Here is a 13,348-nt window from a genome sequence, read left to right as displayed (position 1 = left end):
CGAACGGTGTCGGCGCCGGCAACTCCTGCTCACTTCGCCTGTACCAGTACCAGCTTTTCCGCCCTGGGCGCCGGGATCACGATGCGGGTGTCCTCGGCGATGGCGCCGAGCGGAACCGACACGGTCGCGACCGCGGCGTCGGCGGGCGCGGCGGCCGGAGCCGCGGGCACGACGGCGGGCACCGGCTGCGCGGGCACCCCGTCCGCCTCGGCCATCGCCGCACTCACATCCGACAGCACCCGCGACAACGGCAGGTCCAGCGCCTGGCAGATGGCCGCCAGCAGTTCGCTGGAGGCCTCCTTGCGGCCACGCTCCACCTCGGACAGGTAACCGAGACTGACCCGCGCGGACGTGGATACCTCGCGCAGGGTCCGGCGCTGCGCGATCCGAGCGCGCCGCAGACTTTCCCCGATGGCCTCTCGCAGCAGCGTCATCTCGTTCTCCTCACGTTCATTACTCGCCGGACCCGAGTTCCTGCAGTGACAACGTCACCCGCCACCCGGTTGGTTCCCGGGTGCCGGCGATCCCAGACTCCGGACGAGTTCGCGCACGGCCGCACGCACCGCTTCCATCCTGATCGTCCACCGGTCGCCGGACAGTTTCAACCGCAACACCTCGGTGCTCTCCGGCCCGGCCAGGCCGAGGAACACCGTGCCCACCGGGTGTCCGTCCTGCGCATCCGGTCCGGCGACACCGGTGAGGCCCACGCCCCAGTCGGCGCCGCAGGCGGTGCGCGCGCCCACGGCCAGCTGTTCGGCGGTGCTCGCGGCGACCGGTCCGTCGGTGACCAACGTGTGTTCGCTCACTCCGGCGAGGGTGTGCTTCAGATCCGTGGCGTAGACGATCAGTCCGCCGCGCAGCACCGTGCTGGCTCCGGGCACTCCGGCGACGGTGGCCGCGAGCAGGCCCGCGGTGAGCGATTCCGCGGTGGCCAGGGTCAGCTCGGCCCGGCGCAGCGACCGGACCAGTTCGGTGGCGGGAATCGCCGCGACCAGCGGATCGCTGTTCGGCGGCAGCACCGCGGTCACGACCGCCGGACCGGGCCGAATCGGAGCCGGGCGGCCTGCACCACATAGTCCAGGCCGGTGACCACGGTCAGCGCCACCGCGACATACATCAGCAGCAGTCCGGCGGTCTGGAACGCGCCCGACAGCGGCAGCAGCATCACGCCGATCGCCAGCGACTGCACCAGCGTCTTCAGTTTGCCGCCGCGACCGGCCGGGATCACGCCGCGCCGGACCACCGCCAGCCGCAGCAGCGTGACCCCGATCTCGCGCGCGCAGATCACCAGCGTGATCCACCAGGCCAGATCGCCGAGGGCCGACAGCCCGATCAGCGCCGAGCCGATCAGCGCCTTGTCGGCGATCGGGTCGGCCAGTTTGCCGAAGTCGGTGACCAGGCCGTATTTGCGGGCCAGCTGCCCGTCGATGCGGTCGGTGACGGCCGCGATCCCGAACAGGGCCGTGGCCGCGATCCGCCAGCCGGTGTCGTGCCCGCCCGCGGCGAACAACGCCAGCAGGAACAGCGGCACGATCAGGATCCGCAGCACGGTCAGGACGTTGGCGATGTTCATCAGCGGCACCGCCGACGGCTCGACGGTGCGAGGCGTGGGGGAGACCAGATTCGCCCGCACTCGGCCCGCGTCGACCCAGGCACTGTCCATGTCGTCGCTCTGCACGCTCACCGGCACCCCCGCCCGATCACGCCATGCCGGACCCCGGAATGTGGGGGCTCGGAGACGGGCTGGCGGTGCGGCACTCCACCAGACTATCGGTTGTCCAGCCGACTACTGTGCACCCCATGACGACACGGGCCTCGCACAGTGATTCGATCGGCGACGCCGTGCCCGACGACCGCGCTCCCCAGCCCGCCGTGACCGCGCGGGCCCCCGAGCCGGCTTCGAGGGCCGGGGCGGGCGACCCGATCGTGCGACGCGCCCGGACCTCGGATGTGCCCGACATCAAGACCCTGGTCGACGTCTACGCCGGCAAGATCCTGCTGGAGAAGAATCTCGTCACGCTGTACGAGGCGGTGCAGGAGTTCTGGGTGGCCGAGGTGGACGGCCGGGTGGTCGGCTGCGGCGCCTTGCACGTGTTGTGGGCGGACCTGGGCGAGGTGCGCACGGTGGCGGTGCACCCGAGTGTCAAGGGCAAGGGCATCGGCCGCCTGATCGTCGACAAGCTGATCGCGACGGCGCGTGAGCTGGAGTTGCGGCGGCTGTTCGTGCTCACCTTCGAGGTGGACTTCTTCGAGCGGCACGGGTTCGCCGAGATCGATGGCACACCCGTCACCGCCGAGGTGTTCGCCGAGATGTGCCGCTCCTACGACACCGGTGTGGCCGAGTTCCTCGATCTCAGCTACGTCAAGCCGAACACCCTCGGCAATACTCGAATGTTGTTGACCCTCTAGCCGTCCGGGAGTTCTCCGTGCCGATCTTCGCCGTCCACTACACCTACTCCGCGGCCACCGCGCCCGCCCGCGACGAGCACCGGCCCGCACATCGGGCGTGGCTGTCCGGGCTGGTGGATCAGGGCGTGGTGCTGTCGACGGGTCCCTACCCGGACGGCTCGGGCGCGCTGATCCTGTTCCGCGCCGCCGACGCCGCGGCCATGGAGAAGCTGCTGGCCGAGGATCCGTTCGCGCGCCAGGGAGTGATCGACGCCAAGCGATTCGTGCAGTGGCAGCCGGTCATGGGCGCCTTCGCCGACTGAGAGCCGGGAAATTCGATTCCGTGTCCCTCCCTCGTAGCCCAAATGGTAGAGGCACCGGTCTCAGGTACCGGCCGGTGCGAGTTCGATCTCGCCGAGGGAACCGAGAGGCCATGTGCCCGTAGCTCAGCGGAGAGAGCACCTGACTCCGGATCAGGTTGGAGGTTCGAGTCCTCTCGGGGCACACGACGTTCGTTAGTATGGCGACGAAACCTATTCAACCAGTTGCATATGCGAGGTCCAGATGCATCCGTTCCGGCAAGCGGTGGAATCCCACGACGCGGCGGCCATCGAGGCGCTGCTGGCCGACGACGTGGTGTTCACCAGCCCCGTGGCATTCAAGCCGTATCCGGGTAAGGCCATCACGGCGGCGATCATTCGCGGTGTGATGCGGGTGTTCGAGGACTTCCGCTACGTCCGTGAGATCGCCGATGCGGACGGGCGCGAGGCGGCGCTGATGTTCGAGGCGACCGTGCGGGGCAAGCGGCTCACCGGCTGCGACTTCGTGCGAGTGAACGATGCGGGCAAGGTAGCGGACCTGATGGTGATGGTGCGCCCGCTCTCGGCGGCGACCGCGCTCGCGGAGGCGATGGGCGCGCAATTCGACCGGATCCAGCGCGAGGCGGCCGAGCAACTCGAGCGCGAGGCGGCCGGCGCCTAACCTGGACGGGTGCGACTGGACGAACGGGAGGCCCTGCGGCGTTTCCGGGCGGCCCGGGTGGCGCGCCTGGCCACGGTGAGCGCCGCCGGGCAACCACATCTGGTGCCGGTCACCTTCGCGGTCGCCCCGGACGCACCGGTCGTCGTGATCGCGGTGGACCACAAACCGAAAACGACGACGAAGCTGCGGCGACTGTCCAATATCGCGGCCCGCGACCGGGCGTCCGTGCTGGCCGACGAGTACGACGAGGACTGGACCCGACTGTGGTGGGTGCGGCTGGACGGTGCCGCGCGCATTCTCACCGAGCCCGCCGATCGCGCGGAGCCGATCGCCTGGCTCACCGCCAAATACCCGCAGTACCAAGGCAACCGGCCACAGGGACCGGTGATTCGAATCGACGCCGAAACCGTGCGTGGCTGGTCCTACAGCGACGGAGGCGATCTCGACCCCACCGACCCCGGCTCCGTCATGCGACCGTCCGGTTCGAACCTGGAGTAACTAGCTGTTAGCACTCACCCCTTCGTAATTCGCCGTCCGCGGCCGGTGGCAGGTATGGTGGCCGCCAATGCCGGAGCAGGGCCGAATTCGAGGGGTTCCATTGCGCGCACACGTTCTGGCCGGTGCCGTTGCACTGTCCGGTCTCGGAATGTTCATCAGCACAACGTTTTTCGCCGGCTCGGCGGCCGCCGTCGCGGCCGTCGACCCCGGCCGCTACCGCCACGCCGACGGGTACTTCTTCACCACGGCGGACGGTAGCGTCGGCTGCGGTATCCAGGACACCCCGTCGTCCGAGCTCCCCGCGACAGCGGGTTGCCAGCAGCTCGCCACACACGGGCGCAGCCGCACCGGCTGCGAGTCGAACGAGACGGACCAGCCGACCGAACCCACCATGACGCTCGGCTACGCCGCCGCCGAACTGATCTGCCTGAAAGAGGGCCTCTTCAGCGGCGCCCGCCCCGCCTATATCCTCCCCGACGACACCGCGCTCACGGTCGGCGATTTCACCTGCGCCGCCCGAGACCAGCGGGCCACCTGCACCAACAACGCCACGGGCCACGGATTCCTGTTCACGCGCGGCATCAATCTGCGCTGGTAGCGGCGTCGATTGCCGCCATGCGCTCCGCGGCCCGAGCCCGCGGCGTTTCCGGGGACAGGCCGAGATCGGTGAGGCGACTGCGCACCCTGGGAGCACCGTGGGCTCGACGCGGCACTGCGACATCAGGCGATGCTGCTGCCCAGCACCCAGCGCTAGAGGGGCATCAGGTGATGTTTGCGCGGACCGTGGGTGACCCGTTTGTCGCGGAGTAGGCGCAGTGCCTTGCGGATCTCGAGGCGGGTGCTGCTGGGTTCGATGACGGCATCGATGTAGCCGCGTTCGGCGGCGATCCAGGGGGTGGCGACGGTGGCGTTGTAGAAGTCGATCATCTGCTGCCGCACTGCGGGGCGCTCCGCGTCGGAGACCGCGGCGAGCTGACGGCGCTGGGTGAGACCGACGGCCGCCTCACCACCCATCACGGCGATGCGGGCGGTGGGCCAGGCCAGATTGATGTCGCCGCCGAGCTGTTTGCAGCCCATCACCGCGTAGCCGCCGCCGTATGCCTTGCGCACCACCACGGTGACGATCGGGACGGTGGCCTCGACCACGGCGTAGAAGAACCGCCCGCCGCGCTTGATGACGCCGATCTTCTCCTCCTCGACACCGGGCAGCACGCCCGGCGTGTCGACCACGAACACCAGCGGCAACCCGAACGCGTCACAGAGCCGGATGAAATGCGCCGCCTTGTCCGAACTGCGAGCATCGATCGCGCCACTGGACACCAGCGGCTGATTGGCCACCACGCCGACGCTGCGGCCGTCCACACGGGCGAAACCGGTGATCATATTGCGGGCGGAGGCGTCACCGACCTCGTGGAACTCGCCGTCGTCGAAGATCCGCAGCAGCACGTCGTACATGTCGTACCCGGCGCGGTCGGAGTCGGGAATGATCGTGTCGAGTTCGCGGTCGGAGTCGGTGATCTCGGGTTCGAGCCCCGGGTTGACCACCGGCGGCTGCTCGAAGCAATTCGACGGCATATAGCTCAGATACGTCCGCGCCCACGCGAACGCCGCGGCTTCGTCCGGCGCGACATGATGGATGTTGCCGTTCTCGGCCTGGGTGAACGCGCCGCCGAGCTCCTCGAGGGTGACCTCCTCGCCCGTGGTCTCGCGGATGATGTCGGGACCGGTCACGAACATGTAGGCCGACTCGGTCGCGATCAGGACGTCGGTGTTGATCGGCGCGTACACCGCGCCCGCGGCGCATTTGCCCAGCATCAGCGAGACCTGCGGCACCACACCGGACAGCCCGAGCTGACGGCGGCTCATCGCCGCGTACCAGGCCAGCGAGGTGACCGCGTCCTGCACCCGCGCGCCGCCGGAGTCGTTGATCGCCACGAACGGGCAGCCGATCTCGGCGGCGAAATCCATTGCCGCGGCGACCTTGCGCCCGAACATCTCCCCGACCGAACCGCCGAACACCGTCTGGTCGTGGGCGATCACCACGACCGGGCGGCCGTCGACGGTACCGTGGCCGGTCACTACGCCGTCACCGTACAGGGCGTCGCGGGAGCCGGGCTGCTTCACCAGCGCTCCGATCTCCACGAAGCTCCCGGCGTCGAGCAGCATGCCGATGCGCTCCCGCGGGCTGGGTATCCCCTTCGCGGCCCGCTTGGCGATCCCGGCGGCCCCGGCCGGTTCCCGCGCCATCTCCAGACTGTGTTGCAGCAGCTTCAGTTTCGCGGCGGTCGTCTCCAACGATGCGTCCTCCCTCGATAACCCTCGGTTCGCTGTCCCTCCGACAGTAGCCGGAAGAGACGCGTTCACAACTATGTGCACTGCAATAGACTCTCGACCGTGTCGTCTACAGCTATGCATCGCGGCGCGGACGCGTCCTATCAGCGACGAGCCGGGCGAGCGCTCGAGGAACGCACCAAGGCGATGATCGTCGCCGCGGCGGAGCAGGTGATGACGGCGCCGGACGCGGGCGATTCGATCGCCCGCCTCACGACCGCCGATATCTGCGCGGCGGCGCGCGGCTACGTCCGGCGCGACGGTACGGAGGGGCCGATCCCGAAGGCCACCATGTGGAAGCACTTCAAGACGATCGCGGACCTCGCGGCCGCGGTCGTCGACAAGCTGACCGCCGAGAACCGTCCCGTGCCGGGCCCCGTCATCGAGCTGGCCGCGAGCGCGGGACACACCGAACGCCGCCCCGCCACTGTCGACATGAAACGGCTGGAGGCACGATACTCCAGCCGCAACTACGAGATCGGGCAACTAGAGGAACAATTCGCGCACGCCGCCGCCCGCGACGACCGCTCCGACATGCTGTACTGGTCCGCCGAACTGGCCGAGCGCCGACTGCGGCAGCGCCGCCGCGGCGATCGGGAGCCGATCGAGGCGGCCCGGGACTGGGCGCGCCGGGGCCTGCGCCTGATCGACGTCACCTCCCGGCTGGACTGCATGATCGGCATCCGCTGTGCCCGCGCGGCGGCCGAGGCCGAGTCCGTGTTGTCGCGGCACGCGCAGTACGAGCCGACCGGGCTCAGCCGGATCCGCTCGATCAAGGAGACCGAGCTGGAACTGGCCGAAACTCTCGGCTGGCGGTTGCACCGGGAACTCGCCCGGTTCCACGCCGAGCACGCCCGCGCGCTGGCCGAGGCGGATCCCGAGCGCGAGATGCGGGCGATGCGGGCCGTCACGATGGCACTGCTCGAGATGTGCGGGCCCGACGCGGCCCCGGGCCGCGATCCGCAGGACGCGCTGCGCGCGGAAGAACTCGGCGGAATCATCGTCGAGTTGCGCCGCCTGGAGATGGCCTACGCCGCGCATCCGGAGTACCGCGACCTGTTCGGCGACGTCTTCGGTGCGGACGTCGCCGGGACGACCCGGGCCCTGCTGGCGTGTTTCCCGGCCAGCACCGGCGGGCGGCGACGGCACGAGGGCAATGTGCGAGCGCTGTTGCGGCTGGACGACCGCACTCGCCGGTTCGCCGAGATGGCCGACGATACCGAACCGGCTGCGGTGATCGCGGCCGTCGAGAATTACGAGCGGGCATCGGTGGACATCCTTCGGACCACCGAATTCGGTACCGTCCGTGACATTCTCGTCGCCCGCTACCTCACCGCCAAGGCCCGCGCCCTCGCTCTGGGTCAAGGCGATCCGGAACGACCGGCGAGCGCGGACGACTCACTGGTGCGCCCGAAACCGGAGGGGCTGATCGCGGCCGCGATCCGGTACTACGACCACGCCGCCAAGGTGACCAGCACCCGAGGCGCCGACGGCGTGCTGCGCGCACAGGCCGCGCGGGCCGGAGCGGACCTGCGCGAGACGAACCCTCTCGGCACGGACTCGCACGAGACCGAAGAAGCCGCCGAGGGCGAGTTCGACCGCATCGTGCGGGCCATCAACGACCTGGTCCTGATCACCGTGAGCCGCCGAAACCGCTTCACCGACAGCGAAGTTCAGCATCTGCTGGACATGGTCGACCCGATGTACTACTACATCACCTCGGGCCGGAACTGAGTCCGGAGCACAGCGGACGCGGGCGGCTCAGGTTCCGATCGCGGCATTCATGATGGTGCCCGCGCTGGTGGCGACGATGCCGCCGATCATGGCGCCGATGACCATCTTCGGCGACGGGCCCGCGCCGATCGATTTGTCCCAGGCGAAACGCCCACCCGCGTAGGTGATTCCGAGGACACCGGCCAGGATCACGAACCACGTGAAGTACCGGACCAGCTTCATCAGCTTGTCGGCGGCGGGCGGGGTCTCCGGTGTGGGATTTCCGATCTGAGCGAGAAGGGTGTCGTGAACGGCTGCGAGAATCATGCAGTGACCTTTCGGATTCGGTAAACCGCTCTACCTGCCGCGAAAACATGAGTGCCAGAACGCGATCGACAACCGTTATCACCATACCGCCCGGCCACTGCGGCGGTGTCCGTTTCGATCGAATCCGAGTGTGGTCTTCGCCTCCGGATCGCCCAGTCGCGCAGGCAGATTCGCTGACGAATCAACGAGTTCTACTGTGCGGGCGTCCAGCTCGGTTCAGTCCGCCAGCGCGTGCGCCGGTGCCGCCACGGCCGTCGAGATCTTGGGCAGCGCGTACGGGTGGTAGGCGCCCAGCCACGCCACCAGCTCCTCGCGGACCGCGCAGCGCAGCGTCCACACATCGTCGGCGTTGCGGGCCGACATGGACGCGCGCACCACGATGCTGGTCGGCGTGCTGTCGGTGACCAGCAGATTCCAGTCGCGGCCGTCCCAGTCCGGGCGCTGCCGCAGATAGTCGTGCAGATGCTCGCGTAATTCGGCGACCGGGGTGCTGTGGTCGAGGTGCAGGAAGACCGTGCCGGTGAGCTGCGGGCCGCCCTTGGACCAGTTCTCGTAGGGCTTGTTGTTGAAGTAGGAGACGGGCATGGTCAGTCGGCGATCGTCCCAGATCCGCACGGTCAGAAACGACAGGGTGATCTCCTCGACGGTGCCCCACTCCCCCTCGACCACCACGGTGTCGCCGATCTTCACCGAATCGCCGAAGGCGATCTGCAGCCCGGCCATCAGGTTGCCGAGCGTCGACTGTGCCGCGACACCGGCGATGATGCCGATGATGCCGGCCGACGCCAGCAGCGAGGTCCCCAGCGTGCGCAGATTCGGGAACAGCAGCAGCATCACCACGGCCGCGCTGGTCAACGCCAAGACCGTGGTGACGATGCGGCGCACCAGGGTGAGCTGGGTGTGCAGGCGGCGCACCCGCGCGGTGTCGGCGGTGCGGCCGGCGTACTTGTCCAGAGTGTTCTCGGCGACGGCGTCGACGGCACGGATGGTGAGCCAGGCGGCGGCCAGGATCGCCGCGGTGGCCAGCAGATTGCGTATCACGGCGTCCTGGCGCAGGTGCAGTTCCGCCATCGGATAGGTGAATTGCAGTCCGGCCGTTGCCAGTAGGAGCTGCAGTGGCAGCTGCACCCGGCGCAGCAGGCCGGGCAGTCGGGTCCGCGGGTGCTTGGTCGCGGCGTAGCACAGCAGCCGGTCGATCAGTACGCCGACCGCTACCGTGACCGCGAGCGTGCCGCCGAAAACGATGAGCGGGCGTAGTACTTCATCCAAGGCGTCCAACTCCTTGCGCGGTGTTCAGGTGTGCCTCCCAGCCACGCTACCTACGGATCGGGGGCCCGAGGCAACCCCGCGATCGCGGATCGCGGTCGGCTCGACGGTCGGCCGCACCGACGGCGAGCCCGGCGAACCCCTTCGCTCCCAGCGGTTTCGGCGGACCGCGGCGGCGCCGCGAGCACGCAGCCGGGGACGTGGGTGAACCTACTCACAAGGCGTCGGCGCGTTAGGAAGCGTCGAACGGTGGTATCCGCGCGGTGATCTGCCTTCACCGCAACACCTTCCGGCGACGCTAAGGCTCGTCCGCGGGCTCCTCGGCGGGCAGTTCGCCACCACCCTTGATCGTGTACAGCAGGCCCTCCAGCTCGTCGGGCTTGATCAGCACGTCGCGGGCCTTGGACCCCTCGCTGGGACCGACGACACCGCGGGTCTCCATCAGGTCCATCAGGCGGCCCGCCTTGGCGAATCCGACGCGCAGCTTGCGCTGCAGCATGGAGGTGGAGCCGAACTGGGAGGTGACCACCAGCTCGACGGCCTGCACGAACAGATCCAAGTCGTCGCCGATGTCCGGGTCGACGTCCTTCTTCTCGCCGGTCTTGGCGCTGGTGACGCCCTCCTGATACTCGGGCTCGGCCTGGTTCTTGGCGAAGTCGACGACGCCCTGGATCTCCTCGTCGGAGATGAACGCGCCCTGCAGGCGGGTCGGCTTGTTGGCGCCCATCGGCAGGAACAGGCCGTCGCCCATGCCGATCAGCTTCTCCGCGCCGGGCTGGTCGAGGATGACCCGCGAGTCGGTCAGCGAGGAGGTGGCGAAGGCCAGCCGGGACGGCACGTTGGTCTTGATCAGGCCGGTGACCACGTCCACCGAGGGCCGCTGCGTCGCCAGCACCAGGTGGATGCCCGCGGCGCGGGCCTTCTGGGTGATGCGCACGATCGCGTCCTCGACGTCGCGCGGCGCGGTCATCATCAGGTCGGCCAGCTCGTCGACGATGGCGAGGATGTACGGGTAGGGCCGGTACACCCGCTCGCTGCCCAGCGGCGTGGTGATCTGGCCCGACTTCACCTTCTTGTTGAAGTCGTCGATGTGGCGGACCTTGCTGGCCTGCATGTCCTGATAGCGCTGCTCCATCTCCTCCACCAGCCAGGCCAGCGCGGCGGCGGCCTTCTTCGGCTGCGTGATGATGGGGGTGATCAGGTGCGGAATGCCTTCGTAGGGCGTCAGTTCCACCATCTTCGGGTCGATGAGGATCATCCGCACCTCGTCGGGCGTCGCGCGCTGCAGCAGCGACACCAGCATCGAGTTCACGAAGCTGGACTTACCCGAACCGGTGGAACCGGCCACCAGCAGATGCGGCATCTTCGCCAGGTTCGCGGCGAGGAATTCGCCCTCGATGTTCTTGCCGAGGCCGATCAGCAAGGGGTGGTGGTCGTTTCGCGTCGAGGGCGCCTTGAGCACGTCGGCCAGCCGCACCAGCTCGCGGTCGGAGTTGGGCACCTCGATGCCGACGGCGGACTTGCCCGGTATCGGCGCCAGCAGCCGGACGTTCTCCGTCGCCACGGCGTAGGCGATATTGCGGGCGAGGGCGGTGATCTTCTCGACCTTCACGCCCGGACCGAGTTCGACCTCGTAGCGAGTGACCGTCGGGCCGCGCACGAATCCGGTGACCGCGGCGTCGATCTTGAACTGCACCAGCACCTCGGTGATCGCCTCGATCATCGATTCGTTGGCGGCGCTGCGGCGTTTCGGCGGATCACCGTCGATCAGCAGCGACATCGGCGGCAACTGGTAGTCGCCTTCGACCTGCCGCTCGGTCACGAATTCCAGTTGCTGCGGGGCGGGCGGCTCCGGGGTCTGGTCGACGACCTTGGGGGTTTTCTTGGATTTCGGCTTGGCGGCGGGCTTTTCGGCCGCGGCCGCCTCGGTGGTCTCGGCGGCGATGTCCTTGGCGTCGCGCAGCGGCGGCTCCCCGATGACCTCGGTGATCGCGTCGGGGCCGCCGAATTCGTCGGTCGGGTAGTTCTCCGCGGGGGTGCGGCCGCGCCGCCGGGACCTGCCCTCGTGCAGCGGGAAGCCGTCGGCGTCATAGTTTTCCGGGTCGTAGAGTCCGTATCGGCCGTCGTAGGAGTCGTATTCGTCGCCGCGGCTGCCGGTGCCGAACAGTTCGCGCAGCCGGTTGGGCACCTCGCGCACGGTGGTCCCGGTCAGCAGCAGCACGCCGAACACCATGGCGATCAACAACAGCGGCACCGCGAGCCAGGCCGTCAGGCCGTCGCGCAGCGGGCCGCCGACCACGAATCCGGCGAAGCCCGCGGCGTGCGCGCGCCCGTGCGGGTCGGTGGGCGCGCCCGCGGCGATATGCCACAGGCCCAGCGCGGGGAGTCCGACCAGCAGACCGCCCAGCACCAGCCGCGGCCGGATCTCGGGCCGCGGTTCGGTGCGCATCATGATGACCGCGACGGCCACCGCCACGAACGGCAGCGCCGCCGAGGCGGATCCGGTGATCCAGCGGATCGCGGTATCGACCGCGTGCCCGACCGGACCGCCCGCCGCCAGCCATACCGCGGCCGCGATGATCACGCTGAACGCGATGAGCACCAGCGCGATTCCGTCGCGCCGGTGCCCGTGCTCGATCTCCCCCGCCCGGCTCAGTGTGCGGGTGGTGGCGCCGACCCCGCGGGCGAGCATCGACCAGCCGTTGCCGATCCCGCGCCCGAGTACGGCCAGCGGGGCCGTATTCGACCGCGCCCGCGGCGCCGGGCGCCGCGTCGCGGAGGTGCGCCCGCGCGTGGTCGACCCGCGTGGCGTCGACCCCGTTCGTGATCCGGCGGAACGAGACCGCGCCGGAGCCCTCCCCCGGGTCGATCCCGCCCGCGCACGTGAGGTCGTGGTGCCGCGGGACTTACCTGCCATAGCCTCAGGCTAGCCGCAATCGCCCCATCCAGACCATCCGCAACACCCACACCACGAACATCACATGGTCGACCCCCGCCGCTCACAGCCCGTTTTCGCGCCGGTGGGCCGCCTCGCCGACATCCCGGACCACGTCGTATCCGGCAGTGAAGCCTCACGACGGGCAGACCGTCCAGGTCGGCGCGGGGGGCATTCGAGACGCCGTTTCAGCGGTCGGTCGCTGTGTGTCGGTCGCATCAGCGACCCCGGGCCAGGTCGGATGGGAAGCGTTCTTCGCGGGTGGACCTTCGGGGCGCTGGGTCAGACGCTGCGATCGGTGGCGAAGACCGCCTTGACGTCGTCGTCCGGGCCGCTGGTTTCGAGGCGTACCTCGTTGCGGCCGAAGGCGTGCAGCAGGAGTTCGGAGGGTGGGCCGGTGAGGATCACCGCGTCGCCCCCCGCGTTGTGGGCGGTGACGCGCTCGCCCTGCGGCGTGGTCAGTACCACCGTCACGGGGGACTTGCGGTAGGCCATGCGGGCCATCCGGCGCACCGCGTTCCACAGCTTGGCCTCGTCGGACCCGCTCAATGTCCGTGGCTCCCAACCGGGTTCGCCGCGGCGCACGTCCTCGTGGTGGACGAACATCTCGGTGAGGTTGACCACCGCGTCCACCGGATACAGCGGCGACCACCACGGCGGGCCGGTGCGGATCTGCTCCAGCAACGCGGTGAACGGCCGCCGGGCGGCACGCTCCTGCACCGATTCCAGGTGGCCCGCAAGGGGTTTCAGCATGATGCCGGGTGCGGCGTCGGGGCGGCGCTCCCGCACCACCAGGTGCGCGGCCAGGTCGCGCACGGTCCACGTGCCGCACAGCGTCGGTGCGTCCGGGCCCGCGGCGGTCATGGTCACGACCAGGGCGCGCCGCTCCCGTTGGGCCATACTCATACG

At 69.3% G+C, this 13,348-nt stretch carries 14 protein-coding genes and 2 tRNA genes; 8 read left to right on the top strand and 8 right to left on the bottom strand.

The window, feature by feature from the left end:
• Nucleotides 1-29 precede the first annotated feature (29 nt).
• From NWFMUON74_RS11475 to pgsA, 3 genes are read right to left on the bottom strand one after another with little or no spacing between them, the layout of a single operon-like run.
• Nucleotides 30-434 (bottom strand): helix-turn-helix domain-containing protein, encoded by a 405-nt coding sequence (locus NWFMUON74_RS11475; protein ID WP_187687792.1) that lies wholly within the window; start codon nucleotides 432-434, stop codon nucleotides 30-32.
• Between the two features lie 54 nt (nucleotides 435-488).
• Nucleotides 489-1,028, bottom strand: coding sequence for a CinA family protein (locus NWFMUON74_RS11470; protein WP_425300542.1), 540 nt, complete (start codon nucleotides 1,026-1,028; stop codon nucleotides 489-491).
• Nucleotides 1,025-1,684, bottom strand: coding sequence for a CDP-diacylglycerol--glycerol-3-phosphate 3-phosphatidyltransferase (gene pgsA / locus NWFMUON74_RS11465; protein WP_425300543.1), 660 nt, complete (start codon nucleotides 1,682-1,684; stop codon nucleotides 1,025-1,027). Before pgsA ends, NWFMUON74_RS11470 begins: the two co-directional genes overlap by 4 nt.
• Before the next feature lie 116 nt (nucleotides 1,685-1,800).
• Between pgsA and NWFMUON74_RS11460 the strand changes: the two genes are divergently transcribed.
• The 7 genes from NWFMUON74_RS11460 (at nucleotide 1,801) to NWFMUON74_RS11430 (ending at nucleotide 4,465) form a co-directional block, all read left to right on the top strand.
• Nucleotides 1,801-2,409, top strand: coding sequence for an amino-acid N-acetyltransferase (locus NWFMUON74_RS11460; RefSeq protein WP_187687791.1), 609 nt, complete (start codon nucleotides 1,801-1,803; stop codon nucleotides 2,407-2,409).
• Between the two features lie 17 nt (nucleotides 2,410-2,426).
• Nucleotides 2,427-2,711: a YciI family protein gene (locus NWFMUON74_RS11455; protein ID WP_187687790.1), complete on the top strand. Its 285-nt coding sequence runs from the start codon at nucleotides 2,427-2,429 to the stop codon at nucleotides 2,709-2,711.
• A gap of 27 nt (nucleotides 2,712-2,738) precedes the next feature.
• Nucleotides 2,739-2,811, top strand: a tRNA-Leu gene (locus tag NWFMUON74_RS11450).
• 12 nt (nucleotides 2,812-2,823) lie between these two features.
• Nucleotides 2,824-2,894, top strand: a tRNA-Arg gene (locus NWFMUON74_RS11445).
• 58 nt (nucleotides 2,895-2,952) lie between these two features.
• Nucleotides 2,953-3,369, top strand: a complete 417-nt coding sequence (locus NWFMUON74_RS11440) for a nuclear transport factor 2 family protein (protein WP_187687789.1) — start codon at nucleotides 2,953-2,955, stop codon at nucleotides 3,367-3,369.
• A gap of 15 nt (nucleotides 3,370-3,384) precedes the next feature.
• Nucleotides 3,385-3,867, top strand: coding sequence for a TIGR03668 family PPOX class F420-dependent oxidoreductase (locus tag NWFMUON74_RS11435; protein WP_197987051.1), 483 nt, complete (start codon nucleotides 3,385-3,387; stop codon nucleotides 3,865-3,867).
• 148 nt (nucleotides 3,868-4,015) lie between these two features.
• Nucleotides 4,016-4,465, top strand: a complete 450-nt coding sequence (locus NWFMUON74_RS11430) for a hypothetical protein (RefSeq protein WP_187687787.1) — start codon at nucleotides 4,016-4,018, stop codon at nucleotides 4,463-4,465.
• A 152-nt stretch (nucleotides 4,466-4,617) separates the two neighbouring features.
• Here the strand turns inward: NWFMUON74_RS11430 and NWFMUON74_RS11425 are convergent, their stop codons facing one another.
• Nucleotides 4,618-6,114 (bottom strand): acyl-CoA carboxylase subunit beta, encoded by a 1,497-nt coding sequence (locus NWFMUON74_RS11425; RefSeq protein ID WP_187689086.1) that lies wholly within the window; start codon nucleotides 6,112-6,114, stop codon nucleotides 4,618-4,620.
• A 147-nt stretch (nucleotides 6,115-6,261) separates the two neighbouring features.
• Between NWFMUON74_RS11425 and NWFMUON74_RS11420 the strand changes: the two genes are divergently transcribed.
• The gene (locus NWFMUON74_RS11420) at nucleotides 6,262-7,932 is read left to right on the top strand and encodes a hypothetical protein (RefSeq protein ID WP_187687786.1); all 1,671 of its coding nucleotides are present in this window, start codon (nucleotides 6,262-6,264) and stop codon (nucleotides 7,930-7,932) included.
• Nucleotides 7,933-7,959: 27 nt separating this feature from the next.
• On the opposite strand, the gene NWFMUON74_RS11415 is transcribed toward NWFMUON74_RS11420, so the two are convergent.
• From NWFMUON74_RS11415 to NWFMUON74_RS11400, 4 genes are all read right to left on the bottom strand, one after another.
• Nucleotides 7,960-8,238 (bottom strand): hypothetical protein, encoded by a 279-nt coding sequence (locus tag NWFMUON74_RS11415; RefSeq protein WP_187687785.1) that lies wholly within the window; start codon nucleotides 8,236-8,238, stop codon nucleotides 7,960-7,962.
• 216 nt (nucleotides 8,239-8,454) lie between these two features.
• Nucleotides 8,455-9,507 (bottom strand): mechanosensitive ion channel family protein, encoded by a 1,053-nt coding sequence (locus tag NWFMUON74_RS11410; protein ID WP_187687784.1) that lies wholly within the window; start codon nucleotides 9,505-9,507, stop codon nucleotides 8,455-8,457.
• 295 nt (nucleotides 9,508-9,802) lie between these two features.
• Entirely contained in the window at nucleotides 9,803-12,421 is a 2,619-nt protein-coding gene (locus NWFMUON74_RS11405; RefSeq protein ID WP_187687783.1) for a DNA translocase FtsK, read from the bottom strand.
• Between the two features lie 300 nt (nucleotides 12,422-12,721).
• Complete coding sequence (locus tag NWFMUON74_RS11400) at nucleotides 12,722-13,345, bottom strand: TIGR03085 family metal-binding protein (protein ID WP_187687782.1); 624 nt, start codon at nucleotides 13,343-13,345, stop codon at nucleotides 12,722-12,724.
• Nucleotides 13,346-13,348 lie beyond the last annotated feature (3 nt).

This window comes from Nocardia wallacei (assembly GCF_014466955.1).
Lineage (GTDB): Bacteria > Actinomycetota > Actinomycetes > Mycobacteriales > Mycobacteriaceae > Nocardia > Nocardia wallacei.
The sequence above is the reverse complement of the archived record's forward strand: the minus strand, read 5'-3'. Positions and strand labels throughout refer to the sequence as shown.

Bases quoted from the DNA above. Each gene is read 5' to 3' on its own strand.
- NWFMUON74_RS11440 (WP_187687789.1), top strand. From the start codon at position 2,953: ATGCATCCGTTCCGGCAAGCGGTGGAATCCCACGACGCGGCGGCCATC.
- NWFMUON74_RS11415 (WP_187687785.1), bottom strand. From the start codon at position 8,238: ATGATTCTCGCAGCCGTTCACGACACCCTTCTCGCTCAGATCGGAAAT.
- NWFMUON74_RS11405 (WP_187687783.1), bottom strand. From the start codon at position 12,421: ATGGCAGGTAAGTCCCGCGGCACCACGACCTCACGTGCGCGGGCGGGA.
- NWFMUON74_RS11475 (WP_187687792.1), bottom strand. From the start codon at position 434: ATGACGCTGCTGCGAGAGGCCATCGGGGAAAGTCTGCGGCGCGCTCGG.
- NWFMUON74_RS11425 (WP_187689086.1), bottom strand. From the start codon at position 6,114: ATGGCGCGGGAACCGGCCGGGGCCGCCGGGATCGCCAAGCGGGCCGCG.
- NWFMUON74_RS11400 (WP_187687782.1), bottom strand. From the start codon at position 13,345: ATGAGTATGGCCCAACGGGAGCGGCGCGCCCTGGTCGTGACCATGACC.
- NWFMUON74_RS11460 (WP_187687791.1), top strand. From the start codon at position 1,801: ATGACGACACGGGCCTCGCACAGTGATTCGATCGGCGACGCCGTGCCC.
- NWFMUON74_RS11430 (WP_187687787.1), top strand. From the start codon at position 4,016: ATGTTCATCAGCACAACGTTTTTCGCCGGCTCGGCGGCCGCCGTCGCG.